We start from the raw sequence: 24096 nt of genomic DNA, 5'->3' as shown, positions 1-24096 counted from the left end.
AAGGTATAGACTTATAACCATTCACTTGTATCATCCGCGACTGGCGTTCCATGCATAACGTGCATAATCATTGCATAGGCAATACTTCCTTTAAATGGAATTTCAGGCAGTTGATCAAATTTGAAGAACTGTGCATCACTAATTTCTTTTTCCTGTATTTTAATTTCACCTGAGTGATATTCAGCTTTAAATGCAACCATTAAATTACTTGGAAAAGGCCATGGCTGGCTGGCGAGATACTGAATATTTTTGATATTTAAACCAACCTCTTCCAAAGTCTCTCGACGCGCTGCTTCTTCTAAGGTTTCACCTACCTCCACAAAGCCTGCAATTAAACTATACATGGTCTTATTACGCGTTGTTCTTGCAAGCAGTATCTCATCATCCCCTCTTGTGATAATCGTAATCACACAAGGATTAACACGTGGATATTGGTTATAACCACAACTTGGACACATCATCGCAAACTGATCAGTACTTTGTTGGGTCTTGTCACCACATCGCCCACAAAACTGATGGTTACGTCGCCATTCTAAAAGTTGTACAGCTCGACTTGCTTGCTCAAACTGTTGGTGATTCCAATATTGTAAAAGCTGACGTATCGGCACCAACTGATAGCCAACGGGTATGCTTTCATTGGGTAATAGATCTCGCGCAACGACCTGCTCATCATCTGACAGTACTAAATCACTGTGCAATTTTTCAACTCGTGGTAATTGAAACAGTTCATCAACTAAAAGTTGTTGTTGCTGAAAAATATAAGCAATCGATAGATTTGACATTACATTACCTTAAATTCAATAACTTGAGATATATCAATAGAAATGCTAGCAACCTCAAAAAGGACAATTGTGGATAGCAAACGCAGAATTAATGGTGCTTATATTGACGTGAGCAGTAGCCGCGACTGATCTCAGGTGAACGTAGTTGCAAATGCTTGGTTTTTCGACCCGTCACCCGTTTACGCCAGAGTTTAAAACTACTGGCTTGCAAATTTTGCCTCATCAGTTTGATTACAGCAGATTCATTCAGACCATATTCGCGCTCTAGCGCTTCAAAAGGTGTTCGATCTTCCCATGCCATTTCAATAATTCTTGAAAGGTCACCATCATCATAATTTTTAGTATTCAACATAAAATGAAATCACTTCGCTGTCGTTCAATATCAATCTGTTAAATTTCCTAACAAAGCATAAGTAACTCAGGATGAAGAAAGTGTGATTTTTCGAGTTATTCTTTTCATTTGAAATAATATTCAGCACGTTGAGGATTAAATAAATGAAAAAAGAATCATCCCAATTCTTTTTTCAAGATTGACTAATGATCTAAATGCCGATAGTTATCTTAGACAATATTACTGAGGATAATTCCGATGTTTTTGCTAAATGCTGATTTTTCAAAGTTCGCAGTCGTCAAACCCAGAGACTATCAATGGGTAAAATCACCTGGCGGCGAAGTAGAACGTGTCATGTTAGACCGAATTGGCAATGAGGCAGCTAGAGCAACAAGTTTAGTCAAATACGCACCTCTAAGCTTATTTCCAAAACACCAACATCCTCATGGCGAAGAGATTTTGGTATTGTCTGGAATGTTCACTGAAGATGGTAGCCAACACTATCAAAAAGGATGGTATTTGCGGAATCCTCATAACTCTAGTCATATTCCATCTAGTGAGATGGGCACCTTGATCTTTGTCAAACTCAGACAAATGTCCGAGACTGAAACTGAAGCTGTTCGTATCGATACCCATAACCCAAATAACTGGAAAAAAATGGGACATCGAGACATCTGTGAACTTTACCAATCTCAGCTAGAGCATACTTATCTAGAAAAAATCATGCCCTTACATCCCATCGAATATGATGTAAAAGGTGGTGCTGAAATTTTAGTGATTGAAGGCGAAATCAGCCATAGTGAAGAAACTTATCCAACAGGTTCTTGGTTACGTATTCCTCCACAGGCAGATTTCCAACTTCAATCAGGTCAACAAGGCGCAACACTTTATCTAAAAACAGGTCATCTGCTCGCCATGATTCAGTCAACTCATAAAATTTAATGAGCGACTCCGAAATACATGTTTCAATCAAAGATGATGAATCAACTAGCGATGCGTATGAACTGACATCACAATCCCAAAACCTGCCAATAAGGTGATAATAGCTGTACCACCATAGCTCATAAATGGTAATGGATCTCCTGTCACAGGAAAAATTCCACTAACCATACCTGAGTTAACAACGACATATAGAAAAAAAGACAATGCTAATGAACCGACAATCAATCGTCCGAAATTATTAAATGAGTTTAATCCAATCATAAAACAGCGGATGATGATTGCTGCATATAAGCTAAATAGAATCACCACACCAATAAAACCAAACTCTTCTGCATAAGTTGACATAATAAAGTCTGTATGCCGTTCAGGTAAAAATCCAAAATGTGATTGAGTGCCTTGTAAATAACCTTTTCCTGAAAACCCACCCGAACCAATCGCAATTTTAGACTGAATAATATTCCAACCTGAACCAAGGACATCAGCCTCAGGATCAATCAAAGTTGTGATACGCTTTTTTTGATAGCTTTCCAATAAAAAAGTCCAAGCAATCGGAAGAAATAACATCACTAAACCCATAGAGCCTAGAATTAATTTCCAAGAAATACCTGCCAAAAACAATACAAACAGACCACTGGTGAGGATCAGAATGCCTGCCCCCAAATCAGGTTGTAATGCGACTAAAAGTAAAGGAATGACAATTAAAACCAATGAAATCAAAATATGAAATATTCTAGGTGGCAAAGCATTTCTAGATAAAAACCACGTGATCATCAGCGGCATTGCAAACTTCATCAGTTCACTTGGTTGCATACTTCCTAACAATGGAATAGCAATCCACCGACGTGCACCCATTCTCACTTCACCGATAAAAAATACAGCGATAAGCAGTACCAAACTCACAGCATATAGATAAGGGCTAAATGCTTGATAAACTTTTGGAGGAACTTGAGCACAAATAAAAAGTGCTACAAATCCTAAAAGGAAACTAAATCCTTGTTTGAATACCAACCCCATATCTTGAGCCGATGCACTATATACGACGATTAAACCTAAGATCGCATTTAAAATGAGAAGGCTCAATAACCAAGGGTCGAGATGTAATTTATGCCAATACGAAGAATTATTTTTGAGATGCAAACCATCTCGAATGGAATAACGTAAAAATCGGGATTGCGGAACAGGCTTCATGGTGATCTTAAAAATAAGAAAAACGAGCAGATAAATCTGAACTAAGGCGATGGAGTATATATTTAATTTGTTTCTGTGCTCAGATTATTACTTTTATTTTTGTGAATCTTTGATAAATTTGCAGATACCATTTAAATCAAAGGTTTTATACATATGGACCCCTCACCTTTAAGGCGTATCTTTGGCTCTCTCAGTAGACAGCTTGGAGAACTAGGATGATAGAATTTCTTTTAGACCCTAGCATCTGGATCGCGTTATTAACTTTAATCGTACTCGAAATCGTACTTGGCATTGATAACTTAGTTTTCATTGCAATTCTTGCAGATAAACTTCCTCCAGAACAAAGAGATAAAGCAAGAATCATAGGTCTTTCATTAGCCCTTATCATGCGTTTAGCCCTGCTTTCCATTATCTCTTGGCTAGTTACTTTAACAAAACCTATTCTCCATATATGGACTCTGAGTTTCTCAGGTCGAGACCTAATCCTACTCTTTGGTGGTCTTTTCTTACTCTATAAAGCCGTTACAGAATTACATGAAAAAATAGAAGGCAAACCTGTACATAAAACCCAATCAAGTGTTGCTTATGCAAGCTTTGGTATGGTGGTCACTCAGATCGTTATTCTAGATGCGGTGTTTTCTTTAGATTCTGTGATTACAGCAATCGGAATGGTTGACAATATTTATGTCATGATGGCAGCCGTGGTGATCGCTGTTGTAGTGATGTTGATTGCATCAAAACCATTAACAAACTTTGTAAATAAGCATCCTACTGTTGTTATTTTATGCTTAAGCTTCTTACTACTGATCGGTATTAGCTTGATTGCTGAAGGTTTTGGTTTCCATATCCCGAAAGGTTATATCTATTCAGGTATTGCCGTTGCAATCCTAATTGAAGGTTTCAACCAATTTACTCAACGAAATGCTGAAAAACATGCATCAAAACTACCTTTAAGACACCGTACTGCAAACACGATCTTTAAGCTCATGGGTGGCAAAGAGCAAAATGACCCAACGATTATTGATAACAACGATGATTCATTCGGTGCCGAAGAACGCTACATGATCGGTGGTGTATTAACTCTGGCTGAACGCTCTGTATCATCGATTATGACACCTAGAGATCAAATTTCTTGGGTCAACATCGATGATGATATTGAAGATATCAGAGCTAAAGTACTTGCAGTACCTCACAGCTTATTCCCTGTCTGTAAAGGCAATTTGGATAAAGTCATTACTGTTGTACGTGCAAAAGAGCTGATTGATTGTTTGGATGAAAAAGAAGAATTGCAAAATCTTTTAAAACGCCAACGTCCGATTTTTATTTTTGAAAAGATGAAAGTGATAGATGCAATTAATACTTTGCGCTCTTCAAAAGGCTCTTTAGTCATGGTGACGAATGAATTTGGAAATATCCAAGGATTAATCACTCCATTAGATGTATTTGAAGCAATTGCTGGTGAATTCCCAGACTCGGATGAACAACTGGATTTGACGAAAGTATCTCATCAAGAATGGGTAGCATCTGGCTTATTAGACCTTTATCAACTTCAACTTGAATTAGGCACACTTGAACTGGTTCAGGAAGGTTCAGGCTATGTAAGTGTCGCTGGTTTGTTACTAGATAAATTAGAAGGTCAAGTTGATGTCGGTTCTACATTGACCTATGAGGGAATCTATTTCGAAATTATAGAAATGGATGGCACTCGCATTAAGAAAGTCAAAATTATTTATCCGATGTAAATCCAAGCATAAAAAAAGAGCCTTTCAAAAAGGCTCTTTTTTTTTATATCTCAATCTGACTACCAATTTCGACAACACGATTCGTAGGGATTTGATAAAAATCGCTAATAGGACTTGTATTCTTTTGCATCGTAGCGAATAACTGTTTTCTCCATGTAGTTAACTTATTATCCGCTTTGTAGATCAATCTTTCGCGTGACACAAAGAAACTGATTTCCATCAGATTATATTCAAAATCAATTTTATTGAAAATTTGCTCTAAGACCATAGGTACATTCGGCTGCTCTTTAAAACCATAATTGATTTGTATCCGATAAAAGCCTTTCTCTAAAACTTCGAACTCATATCTCAGTTCATCTTGCACGTATGGGATATCCGAAACTTGCACCGTTACCAACATATTTTTGTCATGAAGAATCTTGTTGTGCTTGAGATTATGCAACAACGCATGTGGTACTACAGATGGAGAACCTGTCAGAAACACAGCAGTACCAGATACCTTATTCATATCTGTGCCTAGATATTTAATAAAGGTTTCTAACTGCAACGTATCGCTTTGGAGTTTTTCCTGCAATTGAACCCGCCCTTTCTTCCATGTCATCATCAATGTAAAAACAAATACAGCGATAAGCACAGGCACCCATCCACCAATAAAGAACTTAAGTAGATTCGAGCCTAACAGCACTAAGTCAATGAAAATGAATGGTACAGCGAATAAAACCAGTTTCCACGTTTTCCATTTCCAGTAGCTATAAGCAAGAAATGCAACCAAAAGCGTATCGCAGAACATGGTAATCGTTACGGCAAGACCATAAGCACCTGCTAAATTACTACTTGTTTTAAAGAGTAAAACTAGGAATAAAATTGAAATATATAGAATCCAATTGAGTAAAGGGATATAAATTTGACCCACTTCAGACGCTGAGGTATGTAGTACATTCAGACGAGGTAAATAACCTAATTGAATCGCTTGTTTCGCCATCGAAAAAACACCACTAATCAATGCCTGTGATGCGATCACAGCTGCTGCGGTCGCAATAAGAATCATTGGATAGAGGAAAAAGGATGGTACAAGTAAATAAAATGGATTGGTAATCGCTGTAGGATCTCTCAGCAATAAAGCACCTTGACCTGCATAATTCAACATAAGACAAGGCAAAACAACGAGGAACCAACCAAGGCGTATCGGAAGAACACCAAAATGCCCCATATCAGCATAAAGCGCTTCACCACCTGTGACGGTCAAAACGACAGCGCCCATCACAAAAAATGAAATATACGGATTGGTGATAATAAATTGCAATGCCAAATGTGGACTTAAGAAAGCCAAAATCGTTGGGCTTTGAATAATACTCACAAACCCAATTGCACCAATAGACAAAAACCAAAGCAGTGTAATTGGGCCAAAAAACTTACCCATTACGGCAGTTCCATGTTTTTGTACAACAAACAATGCCGTCAGAATGCCGATACTGATCGGTAATATAAATTTATCAAATGCTGGAGCCGCAACAGAAAGTCCTTCCACAGCCGATAACACAGATATTGCGGGTGTAATAATACCATCACCAAAGAATAATGAAGCGCCAATAAATCCTAAAGCTGTAATCAGAATTTTTGTTCGATTAGAAAGACCTGGCTGACGTAAATTCAAAGCAAGTAATGCCATGATTCCACCTTCGCCATTGTTATCTGCTCGCATTATCACCATCACATATTTAAGAGAGACGATCAACATGATGGTCCAGAAAATAAGCGACAAGATTCCTAAAATATTAATTTCATTGATTGGCATTCCATGTGTTGCATGAAAGCTTTCTTTAAGTGCATAAAGTGGGCTAGTTCCAATATCACCAAAGACTACACCAAGTGCAGCTAAAGTCAGTATGGGTACACTAGCTTTCTCTACCGTCTGATTTTGCATGTTGTAAAAAAACACTTCTAAAAGTTAAAGTGATACTAGCACTCAATCTATCACTCACTAAATAATTTATTTATAAGCCAGTTAAATATCTAATATTTAATTAAATAATTGCTTATTCAAGTTAAATCACTCAACCTTTGAGTTTATTAAAATAGCGCCAATAAACACGCTCCCATTCCTTCAAAAAAACTCCACTTGAGAAGAATTATCAGTTATTATTTGGGCAAGAATTATTCCTGTGAATTGACCATGAATGCTCATACCGTAACGTTGGCCAATGTCTTAACGATTCAAAAGCTTAGCAAAAAATTCGGTGAGCGTTTTGCTGTAAATCAAGCATCATGGTCTGCTCAAAGTGGTCAGATTATTTGCCTATTGGGACATTCAGGTTGCGGTAAGACAACCATGCTACGTCTGATCGCAGGTCTAGAGACTCCTACTGAGGGTTCTATTCAGCTAGAAAGAAAAGTTCTATGGGACCCATATCAACAAGTTCAAGCTGAAGAACGCAATATCGGTTTTGTATTTCAAGACTATGCTCTCTTTCCACATTTAAGCGTGTTGGAAAATGTGATGTTTGGATTGAAAAAAATCCCGAAGCACGAGCGTCAATCTATTGCTGAAAATGCGTTAAAGCATGTCTCTATGTCGCATCATATTCATAGCTATCCACATACTTTATCTGGTGGTGAGCAACAGCGTGTCGCTTTAGCTCGTGCACTCGCACCTAAACCTCATGTCTTACTTATGGATGAACCATTTTCGAATTTGGATCATCGTTTACGTGATCAAATTCGACAAAACACCATTGATATTTTAAAACAGACTTCGACCACAACTATCATTGTGACTCATGATCCTGAAGAAGCACTTCAAATTGCTGATCAGATTATTTTGATGCATCAGGGTAAAATCATTCAAAGTGGTACGCCTAAGCAGCTTTACTTCCAACCGAAAACACTTTTTGCAGCACGTTATTTTTCCGATTTGAATGAAATAAAAACCCAAATACAAGATCAACAACTGCATACGATTTTTGGAAATATTGATATTCCAAAACATTTGACGAGTAATAACGAGATTCGTTGCTATTTTAGACCCCATCAATTACGTGTTAATCGGATAAAAACTGAAAATAGTCTAGCTGCTAAAATTATTTCGTCGAACTTCTTAGGCTATTCACAACTACTTAAATTAAAAATCGAGGCAGAAGATAAAGTGTTAATTGCTTATGTTGAATATTCTCAACATTACGACCAAGCAGACACCGTCTACCTATCGTTAGATTTATCTCAGTGTTTCTTTTATGAAGCCAATGATTCAATCGAAACCCATCAATCATCCACTTAACTGGTATTTATTATTCAAGTTTCTTCTTTAGGGATCAAAAATGAACCAACGAATAAAACTTCATGCGCTTTCAGTTAGTCTTGTCGCACTCAGCAGTGGTTGGGTAAATGCCGCTGAGGTCAATCTATACACCACTCGCGAACCTGTTTTAATTCAACCGCTATTAGATGAGTTCAATCAAAAAACAGGTATTAAAGTAAACACAGTTTTTATCAAAGATGGAATGCTGGAACGTGTGAAAACTGAAGGTCGCCGCTCACCTGCAGACGTCATGCTGACAGTTGATTTCGGTAATTTGGTTGATTTGGTTGAAAATGGTTTAACTCAACGAGTGAACTCTAAAGTTTTAAATACCGCGATTCCAGGTAACTTACGTGCAGCCAATGGTCATTGGTATGCGCTATCTATGCGTGCTCGTGCAGTATATGTTTCTAAAGAACGTACACCACTAAAAGCCATCAGTTATGAAGATCTCGCAAATCCAAAATGGAAAGGCAAGATTTGTATCCGCTCTGGCAGCCATCCTTATAACACATGGCTAATTGCATCCTATATTACTCATCACGGCGAAAAAGCAACTGAGCAATGGTTACGTGGCATCAAAGCAAATTTAGCACGCCCAGCGAGTGGTGGCGATCGTGATGTTGCACGCGATATTCTCGGTAAAATTTGTGATATCGGCGTTGCAAATACCTACTACGTAGGAACAATGCGTAATGGTGATGCTGAGCAACAACGTTGGGGCAATTCAATTAATGTTGTATTACCTCGCTTTAAAAATGGTGGAACGCATATCAATGTATCAGGTGCAGCTGTAGCAAAATATGCACCAAACCGTAAAGAAGCAGTTCAATTATTGGAATTTTTATCTTCAGACCATGCACAAGCAATCTATGCACAAAGTGGTTATGAGTATCCAGTAAAACCTGGTGTGAAGATTGATCCAATTATCGCAAGTTTCGGAAAGTTAAATATTGATAACGTCCGTCTGAGTGAAATTGCAAAATATCGTAAAGCAGCAAATCTGTTAGTCGATAAAGTTCAATTTAATCACTAAGTGATTTTATGGGCAGGTCATTCATTTTGTTTTGACCTGTCCAATCAAACTTCTTAAACCTGCTCTTCAATAGTTTCTTAATCTCTAATGACCAAAAATAAGCATCACTTTAATTTATTTACATCGCTCAGTGGGGTATTGACCTTACTTGCTTGCTTGCCTGTTATTGCATTGGTTTTAACAGCAATTCAGGGTAATAGTGATATTTTTGGGCATCTGATTCAGTATGTTCTGCCCCCTACTTTGGTTGATACCGGTATTTTATTATTTGGTGTTGGTCTACTCACGATTTTAATCGGGACTGGTAGCGCATGGTTAGTAACCGCATATCAGTTTAGAGGTCGAGCTTTTTTAGATTGGGCGCTGCTGCTTCCCCTTGCAATACCAACATATATCATCGCTTATAGCTATATCGATATTTTACATCCTATCGGCCCAGTACAAAGCTTTCTAGCAGCTAACTTTGGTTGGGAATCTCAACCTGCTTGGTTTCCGAATATTCGCTCTGTTTGGGGCTGTATTTTTCTATTAAGTTTTGTCTTATATCCTTATGTCTACTTAAGTACACGTGCAATGTTTCTCATGCAATCAGCTAGCTTGATTGAAGTTGCACGCAGTTTAGGGCTCAACCCAAACCAAGTTTTTTTTCGAGTCGCGATTCCTTTAGCTCGCCCAGCAATCGCTGTGGGGGCTAGTTTAGCTTTGATGGAAACCATTAATGACATCGGTGCAACCGAGTTTCTAGGCGTCAAAACCCTAACTTTGTCGATCTACTCAACGTGGACGAATCAATCCAATCTCGCTAGTGCTGCACAAATCGCGATCTTCATGTTGATCATTATTACTTTATTGGTCGTTATTGAAAGACTGGGGAGACGCAAACAACGCTATATGAACTCTGCTCAACGTAGTCGATTGATGCCAGCACAACAACTCAGTGGCACAAAAGCTGGTTTATGTTTAACGCTTGGATTAATCCCTATCAGCATTGGTTTCCTCATTCCGTTCATGCATTTATTGGTGGAATCTTATAAGCGTTTCAAGTATGCAGGTTTTTCAGACTATTTATTACAAGCATCAATCAACACTTTATTTTTAGCTACAATTGCTACTGTGATCACAATTGCAATCGGATTCTTTATTGTCAGTGCGGCACGCTTTAGCCAAATTACATGGTTTAGCCGAATTGCTAGTTTAGGTTATGCAATACCTGGGACTGTGTTGGCAATTGGTCTTATGTTATCACTTGGAAAAATTGATCATGCGGTAGCTGATTTTCTTGAATTTAAATTAGGAATTCACACAGGCTTGCTCTTTTTAGGAACAACTTTTACCCTTATTTATGCCTACAGTGTACGCTTTCTTGCAATCGCAATTGGTGGAATAGAGTCTGGATATAATCGTATCCATGGCGTATTTGATGATGCGGCTCAAAATTTAGGCCGAAATCAATTTTTAATATTAAAAGAAGTTCATCTTCCACTACTCCGCCCTGCAATCATCTCTGCGGCATTGCTTATTTTTGTAGATTGCATGAAAGAATTGCCCGCCACCTTGTTACTTCGACCTTTAAATATGGAAACCCTCGCAACTCAGTTATATGCTGAAGCCTCAAGAGGAACATATGAAGATGGAGCAATTGCAGCATTATTAATTGTTTTAGTGGGTTTGATCCCTGTCATTCTGCTTGCTCGTATGAGTAAAGTGTTAAACAAATGATGTTTATATAGTTTGCTTTTAACTCTTTAATTTATTGTGATTAAAGATTTAATGTAAAGATATAGAAATGTAACATCCGTTATACATAGCAATTGTATCCGCGATTCATTCTTAATACTCTGTACTTACAAACAAAGTTGATGACCGATTCGCCATGAGACTTCGGAATCTTTTTGTTAATCATGCTCAATTTGTTAAGATGGCTGTCGAAAAAGGGTTTACACCAAATCTGTATTTTATAATTTAGAGATTTTGATATCGAAAGTTAAGATTTCTGAATTTCGATCAATTTTAGGCAGTAATGGTAAAACTTCATTTAGTAATATATTTTCAATTTAAGGACTTATAACGCATGAACAGTGACTCAGTTATGGCTGATCTCTCATCTCACACGCCGATGATGCATAAATACCTTTACATTGATTTATAACGTAAATTTTAAAAAAAATTTCAAAACCTACACAACAACCTACACTTTTTCAAAATCATTCAAGCAACCTACACCATCTTTTTTATGCCCACAAAATAAGTCATTAGATTGAATAATTAGATGAGCTGAATCACAATTTCATTTGACTCATTTATTGAGTCAAATATACACTATAATCTGCTCACTCCTATTTCTAACTACTTCAAGGAATGGCCAAATATGTATGATGACTGGATTTGGAAACAGCCTGACTGGACAACATTTACATGGAAAGAGGAAAAGATTCTTCCACTCACCAGACATATTCATCAAAAAGTTGGAATTCTACTTGGGCAAAGCCAATATAACCCAGAAAAAGACCACCTTACCTTAGACAACCTGATTGCCAATCTTGTCTCATCTTCAGCGATTGAGAATGAAACTCTCAATGTTTATTCACTTCGATCATCTTTAGCAAAGCGTTTAGGTGTATCACTAGAACAACCCTATCCAAGCTCAGAACGATCAGATGGTCTAGCCAATATCATGCTAGATGCCTTAAATAACTTTGAACAAGACCTATCTGCTGAAAGATTATTTCAGTGGCACCAATGGCTATTCAATGAAAGTGACTGGACAACACAGCGTATTCGAATCGGTCAATTACGTGGACATGAACCTATGCAGGTAGTATCTGGACGGATGGACTACCCTACAGTGCATTTTGAAGCTCCTCCACGAGAAGGTTTAGAACAACGTTTAAATGAATTTATACAATGGTTTAATAACAGTAGAGACTATAGTCTGCTTGATCCATTGATTCGAGCTGGTATAACTCACCTATGGTTTGTGACACTCCATCCTTTTGATGATGGTAATGGACGTATTACTCGTACCCTAACAGATTTGGCTTTAGCGCAAATGGATCAGCAAAGTATTCGTCTATATGCGATGTCACCTATCATTTTAAATAAGCGTAAAAGCTATTATGAAATTCTTGAAGCCACTCAAAAAAGTGGTTCTAATATTACTGACTGGTTACTTTGGTTTTTACAAGCACTTAATGAAAGCCTTGAGCAGACACTAGAGCGTATTGAAAGAACTCTTTTTAAAAGTACATTTTGGCAGGTTTTTTCGGAAGTGGATTTGCAGGAGGGGCAGCGTAAAGTTTTAAACCGACTTCTTGATGGTGGGGAAAATGGATTTGAGCATGGAATCAGTGCTTCACAATATCAGAAAGTAGCTAAAGTTAGCCGAGCAACAGCAACTCGCCATCTGACTGATTTATTGGAAAAAGGCTGTATTGTGAAACTTGAAGGAGGTGGAAGAAATACGAGGTATAAGGTTAAACGGCAAGGAAACTAATAATATTGATTTTTTCTGGATGAGCTAGATATAACTAAATCCGCATCATTAACTTGCTCAAGGATTTAATAATCTGCGTCAGTGGTATAGAACCATTATGGTATGAGGAATTGCATTTAAAATGTAAATTTTGCATATTCTCACTCAACTAAACAGAAATTATTATTTTTGTTGGACACCTGCTCTTATCTTACTTAGATACTCACTGACCTCAAACATGGACCTAAAAATTATTAAGTCATATTTAAAGAAGATAATTGTCTTTCAAACTGATTCAAATTCTCTAAGGTATTTTCTTTCTCTGCAATCTGCTGCATCAGGCTTTGGAGATTAATTTGAATTTCACCAATAATTTTATTGACCAACACTTGTTGCATATTTTCAAAATACTGTTCAAGGTCATGCTCAGCTTGTTTTGTTAATTGTACTATATACTCAGAAATTGTTGCGATTGCATGATGATGCGCCTGTTTAAGTTGTTGAATTTCGCTATTGGTCACTTTTCCTAACCCAAATTGAGCCACAATATTATCTATCACTTGACTAACATTGAGATTAAGCTTAGGTGGTTCATAACTTTCCAAACACTGGCTAACTTGTAGCTTGAAGAAGTCCACATCAAAATCGGGATCACTCGTATCAAATAAATTGATTGCCGCTATGACAATGTTTTTCCGTAGTTTTGGCATATCAATAATACTATTTAAGCTACGTTGTAATTGCCCCACAGCTGTATTTCCAAATGTTTCAATTTGCTCAATACTGTCCTGAACCTGAGCATAAGGGGTAACTATGATCTTTTCTCGTGTACCATACCCACCCGCACCAAAAAATCTTGCAACACCTGACCAAAAGCCACTTTTTTCATATTGTTCATATTCAATTTTTCTATCTTCCGAGATGCTGATAGATAGAAATGCCTGACGTTCCGATTGCAATTGTAGAGATAATGCTCGCACTTGATGATTAACCGTTGATGATTCTTGATGAATGGTATACTCGATTTTGGAACGTCCATTTTTAAGATTTTTTTCAATTAACTGCTTTTGGACATTAAGTTGGTCAATACTCTGGCTATCAAGTAAATCAATCTTTTCCTTGATCAATTTTAATAGCTCTTGCTGAATTGCCTGTGTACGTTGCTCTACACCTTGTAATAATAAAGCGACTTTTGCTTGTGTAAGTTCCTGTTTACGTTCTTTTTGTTGTTCAATCACTTTGCGCAAGTGGATAATATTTGAAAACGCCTTAAGCTGTTCTACATCAAAATTGAGCCCTGTATCAAAACAAAGTGCATCATATTGTTCCTGTAATTCACTAGATAACTTCGGTAAATCCTCAGCAATTCGCCAAGTTAAAGCAGAGATTAAACGCGGTTTGCTACCTTGAATCACGCTTAACAATGCTTTCGATGCATCATCTAAATCGGGATTATTGAGATGTTGCATGATTTGGGTTTCGGTCATTTGTTGAATTTTTTGATCAAGCAACTGCATCATCGCTGCGATGGTTGCTTGTGGGCGGACGTCTTCAGGATAGCGTTGAGCTGCCAATTTCGCACTGATCAGAATTTGTCTATCCATACGGAAAACCAAATCACGCTGCGAACCGACCAAAAATACCGCTTTACTGTCGATACCCGATGCAGTGAGCTGTTCTCGTAATAGTCTTAAATCTGAAACCGTGAGAAATTGACTAACAATGGACAGTAGAAAGACCACATCACATTGCCCTAAAAATGTTCTGGTCTGCTGTCCACGAGAAATCACAGGGTCATTAAATCCTGGGGTATCGTAAATTTCTATACCTTGTAAACGCTCATCATTGATATAGATAGAAAACATTTTAGTAATTGCAGTAAATTTCCCTTGACTCCCAACATAATTTTTTAATTCACTTGCCAAGTCTTCCAATGAAGCGGCTTCAATCCGCTTTTTTGTTCCCAAATATTCTTGTGTATTGAGTTGCTGTGCCATATCGACTAACTCACGACAAGAGCGTAATTCTTCGCTAATCTTGCTTTGAATCAGAGCGGGCTCAATAACTTTCGGCTTGTTTGGTACTAATTTTTTCATATTACCAAACAAACTTATGGGAGTCTGTTCATGTTCTTCTTGTGATAATTGCTGTTCAACGGTTCGATACTGGGTATGATACTCTATAGCAGATTGTGCAATGCCACTCCAATCATCAACACTATAAAACTCAATTTCAGCATAAGGTTTTTCCGCATAGCCTATACGAGTTAAAGCAGCCGTCATTGGTGTTGCAGCTTTAGGCAATACATCGACTGGAAACAATAAAGCATTTAAAAATGATGACTTTCCTGCTTTCATCTGCCCAACAATCGCAATGCGCAAATTCCGCCCGTCTTCCTGCGCAGCACGCATATTCGTATCTAGCGTTTTCTCCATATTGGATAATTCTGAAAGATATTTTTGACTATCTGAAGCAAATAATAATGATTGATGATTTTGAATTTGGCTCAATAATGATTTAATTTTAAGCGATTGATTTGTCATGTCTTATATTCCATTTAAACCTTAATTCAGGTCTATATAAACCATTTTCATATAATGTTTTTGCTATAAAAGTTGTGCTAATATGCCATAATTTTAAGAAAATTACTTTTTCCTTTATAAAAATAAGCAGTTTAAAGGTGAATATTGCATGACGTTTGATTTTAACTTTGATTTTGCTGAAATTGATCGCTCTTCACAGCAAAAACCATTGAACCCGCAAGAACAAAAGGTTTTAAACCTCTTAAAAAGTTTATTGCAGCACCCTGACAATGATCAAATTTTTTTATTAGAGAATTTATCACAACAACTTGAGCAAGAGTTTTTACCGTGGCTGGTAATGTTGGGGGAGCAATCTACGATACAAGCAGATTATCAACAGATACTCGATTTAATCCAGTCTTATCAATGGAAAATATGCCACCCTAATTTAGCTCATTGCACTCCTCTGACTTTAGGTACATTGTCACAACCTGTACTCGAACAACTTTTTAATGCACTACAAATTCATACGTGCCTATTAGAATGGCAAACCTTATTAGAACTTTGTAAACATGTTCCCAGTGTCATTGGTTTTCAACAACATTTCAGTTTAACTGCTATTAATAGCTTTCACACGCGTATTCCATTGCAAGTTGAAGATTTAACCTGCCTTACAAAAATGCTCATTGGGGAAAATAATATAAAAGTTGATTTAGCCAGTTTAATCACGCTAGAAATCGGTTTACCGACATGGTTCTGGAAAAATGCGGTTTTATTACAGCAAATCACTCAACCAGCATCAGTTTTATCTGATCAGCAGTTACAAAAAAAATTACAGCAGACCGATATACAAACTACGCCACAGCATCCTTCCCATGCTGCGTTAAAACAATTATTTAAACGTACTCAGTCCCATGCTCAACAACATCTGGAACAAATGAAACAGCAACTATCGCTACTCACACAAACTTTGTTAGAAGAAGATAAATTCAGTGCAGCCGAACAGAAAATGATTGCTGAATTACAGGCAAATACCCGCAAAGAAACCAGTCAATTACAGCAGCACATTAAACAGTTTGAGCAATTTACTCAAAATATTGAAAATAATTTACAAGCTTTATCCGTATAAATTGGGCATTAAGGAATTTACTATGCAACATCACACCTTAGAAACCATTTATACCCTTTTATCGGCATCGAATACCCCCAAACAAAACATTGCTGTGGAAATCAAAAAATTACTGCCGTTGATTGCCCAAGTCGATCCCGAAAATTATTCTAAAAATTACCGCGAATTGATGTTGTTAATACAGCAGATTGAACAGGAAATGCAACAAAAGCAGCTCACAGAGAAAACCATTGTTGGTGTTGGTGGTGGTTTTGGTGCAGGGAAATCAAGGTTTATTAATAGTTTGCTCGGCATCGAAGTCCTACCTGAAGCATTAGAACCGTGTACCGCCGTCGCAACGTATTTAAGTGCAAGTACTCTTGAGCAAACGCATGCCCTAAATTTATTAAATCATCATATTCGTTTAAAGCCTGAACAATTAGGACAGTTACGTCATTTTGTGGGGGATACGAATACGCAAAATGATATTCAACTTGGTGAGTTGATCCAGTATGTTCATTTAGGAATTCCACAACTTACATGGGAGCATATTGCCTTTTTAGACACCCCAGGATATAGCAAAGCAGATGCCGAGCATCATCACCATAGTGATGAGCAACTGGCAATTAATCAGTTAAGTAAAGCAGATTATATTTTGTGGTTGGTGAATGCTAAAAACGGTACGATTCGTGATGAAGATTTACAGTTTTTACAAAAGATACAGCCTAAACAGCCGATTTTTGTGGTGCTTACTCAGTCAGATTTAGTAAATCGTAGTGATATTGAACCGATTCTACAAAGCGTTCGGCAGAATTTAAAAAATCGAAATATTGCAATTGCAGGTATTATGGCGTGGGCTGCCCCAATTATGAAGTTACAGGGGCAACGCCTTGCAGGTGATGGTATTGGTGACTGGTTAGATAAAATTAATCAACCGATACAGCACCATACGATTAAAGATTTAGATATTTTAATCCAGCATGTTTTCAACAAAGGGATTCATCATGTCAATCAATTACAGCAGGAGATTGAAACTTTAATTAAAGTTAAGGATAAACAGGATCTGCAAAATATAACACAAGTCACCAATATTATTGAATTTAAACAGAAAAATAAAACCTCCATTCTACAATCAAGCCGTAATTTAATGCTTGATATGGCTAAAATAGCGGAATATCTTTTTAAAGATATACATCAAGCTGCACAATATCATGCTTTAATCATTAGAGAATTTGATAAAAATTACTCCGATTCAAATTCACTAGAATGGCTATATCAGCAATCTTGTATAGGTATTAAATCTGTCCAAAAAGAATTTAAAAATATTACAGATTATTTAAAAAACAATTTTATACAGTATAAATATGCTTTATCGTTAAAAGATAATCAAGAAGCTATATATTACATGTATTTATCAGCAAAACAAAATTACCAACCTGCTTTTGACTGGCTTTTTGATAAAACACATCAAGAGAATATAGATGCTTTATTTAAATTAACTGAATTATTTAAAATTGGAAAAATAAAAAATCAAGACAAAAATAAAATATTTAAATTTTGCTATCAATATATTAGAACCAATAATAGTGACCAAAGAATTGAGAATTTTGTAAAGTATCAAGCTACGAATCAAAATAACACAGAAGTGCAATATAATTATGCTCTAATTTTGGAAGAAATAAATGATAGTGTATCAATGCTTGAATATATGTTTTTAGCAGCAAAACAACGCTATCAACCTGCTTATGACTGGTTTTTTAATCAAGCAAATAAAAAAAATATTAATGCTCTATTTAGCCTAACCGAATTATTTAAAATTAGTAAAATAAATCAACAGGATAAATCAAAATTATTCAAGATTTGCTATCAGTATATTATAAATAACAACCATGATAAACGCATTGAAGATTTTATAAAATATCAAGCTATCAAGCAGAATGATGCAGAGGTTCAATACAACTATGCTTTAATTTTTGAAGAAAATAAAAATATTACATCAACCATTGAATATATGTTCTTAGCAGCCAAACAGAGCTATCATCTTGCCTATGATTGGCTTTTTACGCAAGCAACTCAAGGAAATATAGATGTACAATTTAAGCTAACTGAACTTTTTGAATTAGGTAAAACCAATAAAAAAGATGAGAAAACAATATTTAACTATTGTTATGATGCAATTAGATATCAAAATGACCACAGATTCTTTAAATTTGTAGAACAGCAAGCCATAGATAAGAAAGTTGCAGAGGCTCAATATTTATTAGCTACATGTTACGCTTTTGGGTATGGTACAAATATTGACTATAAGAAAGCATATCAATTTTATAAAAATAACAGTATAGGAAACTCAGTTTATAATAGAACAGTTTTAGATTATTTAGGGCTAAGTAAAAAATCAAAAAATAATAAACTAGCTTCTATAGTAGTTTTTAAAAAGTATAGTAATGACCCTAAATTTTCTACTACTTTTTCATGGATAAAAGAACCTATAATTTTTAAAAAACCAAGTGTACTTGACTACAATGAGGATATCGAAAAATTAAAAATTAATTACACCCCCATTTATTTAATATTAATTATCATTACTTTTTTAATTCTTACTACCAATATTATATGGATAGCTGGAATTATTGCACTAGGTATCATATTTTATATAACTCTCTCTAGGGTTAAACTAAATAATATAGAGTTTGAAGAGATTAGAATAAATACAGAGGAAGAGGCATATAAAGGGGTTTGGACTGATTCAAAAACAGGCTTAATGTGGGCTAGGATAAGTATTGGTCAAAAATGGATAAATGGAGAGTGTATTGGTGATGCAGAAAAGTTAAATTGGAACAATGCAAAAACAGCTTGTCAAAATTTTAGATTAGCAGATTACGAGGATTGGAGATTACCTATGATTGATGAACTCGAAACATTGATTAAGGAACAGTCTGGGAATTACAACTGTCCAGAAGGAATGTTGTTTAGACCTATTAAAACTAACTTAGGTAGATATTGGTCTAGTTCATTTTTTGGTTGTAACGAATGGGTGAGAAGTGTACCTTTTGGTGGGCCACTATCAAATTACCATGGAAAAGACAATTTATATTATGTTCGAGCAGTTCGAGGTGAAGTAATCGCTCATACTTCAATCAGAACCCAAATATCAACATCTAGAATTGATAATAAATACTCATTGAAAAAATTAAAAATATCCTTAACCAATTTAGTTAAATATTACATCAAGAAACTTGAAACGGTTTGTTTTTTTACATTAGGTTTCTTTTTAGCCCCTACAATTATTATTTTGGTTTGCTCTATTATTTATTATTCATTAATTTTTATTAATGATTTTTCAGCACTGTTTTTAATACCAATTTTTACTTCAATTTGGCTTGGATTCCAAATTTTTGAAAATCTTATAAAAACCAATAACTCAATGCAGAATGGCTTTAAACTCTTCAAAATATTTGGTCCAATGTCAGCAGTTATAATTTTTCTTTTTTTTATCTACAAACTACTAAGTTGATTATTTATTTGAATTTGCATGCTCTAAGTTACATTCTTTAAAAAACCCAAAAATTAAAAAAATTACCAATCTCAATCAAAGATTGGTAACTATTGAATCAGACTTTAACGATTTCAGATAGAAACACAGTAACTACCTTAATTTTCTGTTTTCAATAGCTCATCCAACTCTCGACATACATCAGACACTCGTTGCTGTAGCAGCTGATGAGTTGCGGTGTCTATTTCTAGCTGCTGTTCAATTTTAACAATATTATCTGATTCTGCCTGTAATCTTGCTTGAATCGTTTGATAAATTTGCTCAAGATGGGCTTGTGCAATCTGTCGCAACTGCATTATTACTTGTTGATTAATATTGTTTAATATATTTGCAACAGCAGAATCCACTTCAAAACGCAATTTTTCCTGTTTACGTTTTTCTGCAAAAAAGAAACCACCAATCACCCCAGGAATTATTAAAAAAGGTAACGACAAACCTAAAGCCAATGAAGCAACCACACCAGTCGCCCCACCGACCATCATTGCAGCATTAGCATTACTTTCATCAGTACCATTCATATTCGGTAGATAAGATACCAGCGCAGTATCCTGATTGATTCGGATAGCTGCATTTAGTTTTTGTCCTGCACGCTCAATTACTGGGTACAAATATTGCTCTGTCGCAAGCTGAAAGGTATTTTGTACATCTGCTTGAATCACAGCTTGTAAAGTACTGGCTGCACTTTGTGCTGCGCCATAATAATGCGGTTTACGTGCGTTCAACATGGTTTCAATACTGCCAATGACATCCGTACTGACTCGACCTTCAACCAACCGAAGTAACATTACCTTTTCGCGCTCAAATTCTTCACTCAGTTGTTGCTGCGAATCAAAGATGGTTTGCTTCTGTTGTTGTAGTGCTTCTCTTGAGGTATCGGCAGCCAACTGTTGCTCAAGATTTTGTTTTGCTGAAGAGATTAGACTTTCAACATGGTCTTTAAAGTTTTGCTCAAATAAATACTCTTTCTGTTCTTCAATATGATTCAGTAAATCAGCTAGACCTTTCACATCATTATCATGAGCTGAACAACCCCGAACCAGTGAATATTCTTCGTTAATACCTGATTGTTGTGCAATCGCCTGCCGAACTGCCAAACGTTCCCGACTAACAATTAAGTCTTCCTGACAAACTAATAATGATATAGGTTTCCCCATTGTATATTGACGCAACACAAACTGACGTTCAGCTTCACCCAAATGTGTACGAGCAACACACAAAATAAAACTACTATTTGCCGTACCTGAATAGCGAATGAGTGCTTCTTCATGTGAACCAACATTCGATTCAAGTCCCGGGGTATCAACAATAATCAAGTCTGGGTGTCTTGCTAAAGCTGCATTATGTAAATGAATTTCTACCCATAAAATATTTTGCTGTGCCAATGTTCCATGAACAAGCAATTGTTGATAAATATCTAAGGTGTATTCTTCCCGATGGGTTTGATTGATATTCCCCTGCTCCGTAACGACAACAACTTTTTGCTGTTCATACTCACTAAAATGAAATTCTGTCGGATAAGATGTACACGCTCCTAATTCCGTAAGTTGAATATTCTGCTCTAACCATGTATTCAATAATGTCGATTTACCTACACTAAATTTCCCAATCAATGGTACAGAAAGTTTAAAGGTCGAAATATTATCTCTTACTTGCTGGATTTGTGGTTGTAAAGCAGAAGATAAAGTCCGTTCATCAATCAACTGCTGTAACTGCTGCAAAGCATTTAGCCAATTTTGTTTTTGCTTATCAATCGTTGTCATTCGATAAGGGGTAATCCCTGCGGTTTTTAAATGCCATAATAAAAGTAAAGCCAAATCCCACGCTGAATTTTGTTTACCTGTGGCAAAGGTCGCTAGATTTTCTGCCATTACAATTTGTTCAAGATTAAAATCTTGCTGACTATTGGCATATAATTCATCAAATAATAAAACCGAGGGTTGCTGTGCAGTTGCATAGCTGTCTTTTTGATTGATTTTCTTTAATTGATGGAACAATCTATTTTTTAAACTCGATTGCGCATAAACATCTTGTATAAATTGTTGATGGTCAATACTTTCCAAACTAACATGATTTAAAAAAGCGTGTAAAAACTCCAAATCTTTCCATGTCCATACACCATCAGTTTTATGGATAAATTCATTGATTACCGTACATAAGCGCAAAGATTCAGGCATTTGCTGATAGCTTAAACCCTGAATTTTTTGCACATGACAAAGCTGTAACCAGTCTTGTAATTGTTCATGTTTTTCTAGGCGTTCAATGCGTGCTTCATGTTGGATAATTCGCTGCCTAAGCGTGGTATAAGCCAAAGACATGGATTGATACACTTGCTCAAGGTCATTTAAACGTGTTTGTTCTTGCTTTAATAGCTTGTCCTGAATCCCATATAATTGGGATTGAATAAATGCAATAAATTCAATCGATAATCGTTGTTCACTTTGCAAACCTTTTAACATGCGTAAAGCTGCAAGCTGAGCGGTAAATAGTGTTCTAATCGGTTCATCAGCCTGATATTCAAGTACATCTTGAGAAAATACTTTTAATTTTAATTTATCCAAAAATGATAACGGAGCGGCTTTCTGATTGTCATATTGCAATAATTGCATTGCATCTAAAGCTGCATTTTCAATAACTTGTCGATTATTCTGATTTTCAATTAAAAACCGCTCAATGCAGTCCTGCAATTCTGGGTGGTTTTTAGCCTGTTCAACAATCAGTAAGTTTTGTGCCTGTAAATAATCCAATGCCAGTGGCTCATGACTTACAGAAATTGTCTGTATCTCTTGGGTAAAATCATCATTTTGGATAATTTGGTTCAAGTCATGAATATCATGATTTAATTGTTGCTGATGATTCATATTTTTCTCTTGTTGTTCTTGTTGGTGTGTGATTGCCAGTTGATGCCCTGAATAGGCAAGTTGGTATTGTTGTGCAGTAATTTGTGCAGTTTCATTAACAGTACGCATCCAGCCATTTACAATATCTTTTAAACCATGCTCAAACTGTTGGCGTTCCCTGACATTGTGTACAAGCCATTGTGCCAAAATTGGGGCTAAAATACCGATTGTTCCAGCGACAGATACCGCAGCGACTGTTACTAAACTTAAAATTCCACGATTCAAACCTGCCTGTTGAATTGCAGTCATCATCGTTTCGCGTGTAATTTCACTATTTTGATAACGTTGCAAAATTTGTTTCACGTCCCAAGCAAACGTTACAATAAAAGCGGATAAACCTGCATCAATATGAGTCATAAAACTTAACCCACCTGCGGCAACAGCTTTTCCTGCCCCCTGTTGAATATGGGTGGATGCTTGATTGCTTCTTAAATCTTCAAGTAATGCTGTTCCTGCATGTTTCAAAGGTAATGCACCAGACCCCATTTGCTTTAAAGTACGAGTAATTGCTGGGACAAGTTCAATTACACTAACAAAAGCAGTTGCCATTAAGACATTACCTGCAAAATCAGACGTATGATCTAGGGTAGAGCTTGGTCGAGCATACTCAGGCATCATACCTTGATGAAACTCACTTGTTCCCTGTTGTGCTTCGGCGTAACTTAAAGGGGTTGAGCTAATGCCATTTTCATCTTTAATGCGGTCAGTAAAGCTAATTTGATTTAAAGCATCAACCTGATCAAGTTGTCCATTTGCTTGGGCTTGTTCGATTTGAGTTTGGTGTAATTGTTGAACGTGTGCTAACTGATCGCTTGGTACAATAATTTGCTGCCCTGAATATTTAGCAACCATGTCCCCATTATCGTCATAAATCAGTTCTGCACCTGCTGCATAACTTTGTTCAGGTGTGGAAAAATATTTAGGATTAAATGCCATACCCGAAGCAGTCTGAATATCGACTGAACCAAATTCACGGCTATTCACCAAATCAGCAACATCATCACCCGACTGATTTGCCTGATTGACATTGTAACTTGCTGCATGATGAGTTTCGGCAAAGTAACCTGCTCCACCAAATGTATTACCACTAATTTGTTGTTGGTTTTCTGAAAAAATCACAAAAGCAGAATCTTGTGCATTTCTTAGACTTTGATCTTGTAAAGTTTGATTTGCCATTAAATAGGACGTTGAAGTATTTGAATTATTGGGTCTCATGTGGTGATTCCAT

Annotated in this window: 14 protein-coding genes; 8 read left to right on the top strand and 6 right to left on the bottom strand. The window is 36.3% G+C overall.

The annotated features are described in order from the left end of the window. Window positions 1–11: 11 nt before the first annotated feature. Both nudC and H2677_RS05545 read right to left on the bottom strand, forming a co-directional pair. Window positions 12–782, bottom strand: coding sequence for an NAD(+) diphosphatase (gene nudC / locus H2677_RS05550; RefSeq protein WP_212639325.1), 771 nt, complete (start codon window positions 780–782; stop codon window positions 12–14). Window positions 783–870: 88 nt separating this feature from the next. Beyond that, a complete protein-coding gene (locus tag H2677_RS05545) occupies window positions 871–1134 on the bottom strand; it encodes a TIGR03643 family protein (protein WP_151691069.1) in 264 nt (87 codons plus the stop codon). A gap of 237 nt (window positions 1135–1371) precedes the next feature. Here H2677_RS05545 and H2677_RS05540 point away from each other — a divergent pair, with 237 nt between their 5' ends. Next, complete coding sequence (locus H2677_RS05540) at window positions 1372–2055, top strand: cupin domain-containing protein (RefSeq protein ID WP_212639324.1); 684 nt, start codon at window positions 1372–1374, stop codon at window positions 2053–2055. A gap of 45 nt (window positions 2056–2100) precedes the next feature. Here H2677_RS05540 and rodA read toward each other — a convergent pair whose 3' ends face one another. Beyond that, window positions 2101–3243 (bottom strand): rod shape-determining protein RodA, encoded by a 1143-nt coding sequence (rodA, locus tag H2677_RS05535; RefSeq protein ID WP_004959607.1) that lies wholly within the window; start codon window positions 3241–3243, stop codon window positions 2101–2103. A 215-nt stretch (window positions 3244–3458) separates the two neighbouring features. Between rodA and H2677_RS05530 the strand changes: the two genes are divergently transcribed. Next, complete coding sequence (locus H2677_RS05530) at window positions 3459–4985, top strand: TerC family protein (RefSeq protein WP_112986778.1); 1527 nt, start codon at window positions 3459–3461, stop codon at window positions 4983–4985. Between the two features lie 43 nt (window positions 4986–5028). Here the strand turns inward: H2677_RS05530 and H2677_RS05525 are convergent, their stop codons facing one another. Further along, complete coding sequence (locus H2677_RS05525; RefSeq protein ID WP_212639323.1) at window positions 5029–6909, bottom strand: potassium transporter Kup; 1881 nt, start codon at window positions 6907–6909, stop codon at window positions 5029–5031. A gap of 249 nt (window positions 6910–7158) precedes the next feature. Here H2677_RS05525 and H2677_RS05520 point away from each other — a divergent pair, with 249 nt between their 5' ends. The 4 genes from H2677_RS05520 (at window position 7159) to H2677_RS05505 (ending at window position 12809) form a co-directional block, all read left to right on the top strand. After that, window positions 7159–8259: an ABC transporter ATP-binding protein gene (locus H2677_RS05520; protein ID WP_212639322.1), complete on the top strand. Its 1101-nt coding sequence runs from the start codon at window positions 7159–7161 to the stop codon at window positions 8257–8259. Window positions 8260–8299: 40 nt separating this feature from the next. Further along, window positions 8300–9316 (top strand): extracellular solute-binding protein, encoded by a 1017-nt coding sequence (locus tag H2677_RS05515; RefSeq protein ID WP_212639321.1) that lies wholly within the window; start codon window positions 8300–8302, stop codon window positions 9314–9316. Between the two features lie 87 nt (window positions 9317–9403). After that, complete coding sequence (locus H2677_RS05510; protein WP_212639320.1) at window positions 9404–11035, top strand: ABC transporter permease; 1632 nt, start codon at window positions 9404–9406, stop codon at window positions 11033–11035. Window positions 11036–11684: 649 nt separating this feature from the next. Next, on the top strand, window positions 11685–12809 hold the full coding sequence (locus H2677_RS05505; protein ID WP_212639319.1) for a Fic family protein: 1125 nt from the start codon (window positions 11685–11687) through the stop codon (window positions 12807–12809). A 233-nt stretch (window positions 12810–13042) separates the two neighbouring features. On the opposite strand, the gene H2677_RS05500 is transcribed toward H2677_RS05505, so the two are convergent. Next, a complete protein-coding gene (locus H2677_RS05500) occupies window positions 13043–15331 on the bottom strand; it encodes a dynamin family protein (protein ID WP_212639318.1) in 2289 nt (762 codons plus the stop codon). Between the two features lie 148 nt (window positions 15332–15479). On the opposite strand from H2677_RS05500, the gene H2677_RS05495 reads away from it, so the two are divergent. Continuing rightward, on the top strand, window positions 15480–16439 hold the full coding sequence (locus H2677_RS05495; protein ID WP_212639317.1) for a hypothetical protein: 960 nt from the start codon (window positions 15480–15482) through the stop codon (window positions 16437–16439). A gap of 22 nt (window positions 16440–16461) precedes the next feature. Then, complete coding sequence (locus H2677_RS05490; protein WP_212639316.1) at window positions 16462–19932, top strand: dynamin family protein; 3471 nt, start codon at window positions 16462–16464, stop codon at window positions 19930–19932. 137 nt (window positions 19933–20069) lie between these two features. Here H2677_RS05490 and H2677_RS05485 read toward each other — a convergent pair whose 3' ends face one another. Further along, window positions 20070–24083, bottom strand: coding sequence for a dynamin family protein (locus tag H2677_RS05485; RefSeq protein WP_212639315.1), 4014 nt, complete (start codon window positions 24081–24083; stop codon window positions 20070–20072). Between the last annotated feature and the right edge of the window lie 13 nt (window positions 24084–24096).

It is taken from the genome of Acinetobacter junii (assembly GCF_018336855.1).
In the GTDB taxonomy this organism is placed as follows: domain Bacteria; phylum Pseudomonadota; class Gammaproteobacteria; order Pseudomonadales; family Moraxellaceae; genus Acinetobacter; species Acinetobacter junii.
Note: the sequence above shows the minus strand (reverse complement) of the source record. Positions and strands in the feature narration are given on the sequence as shown.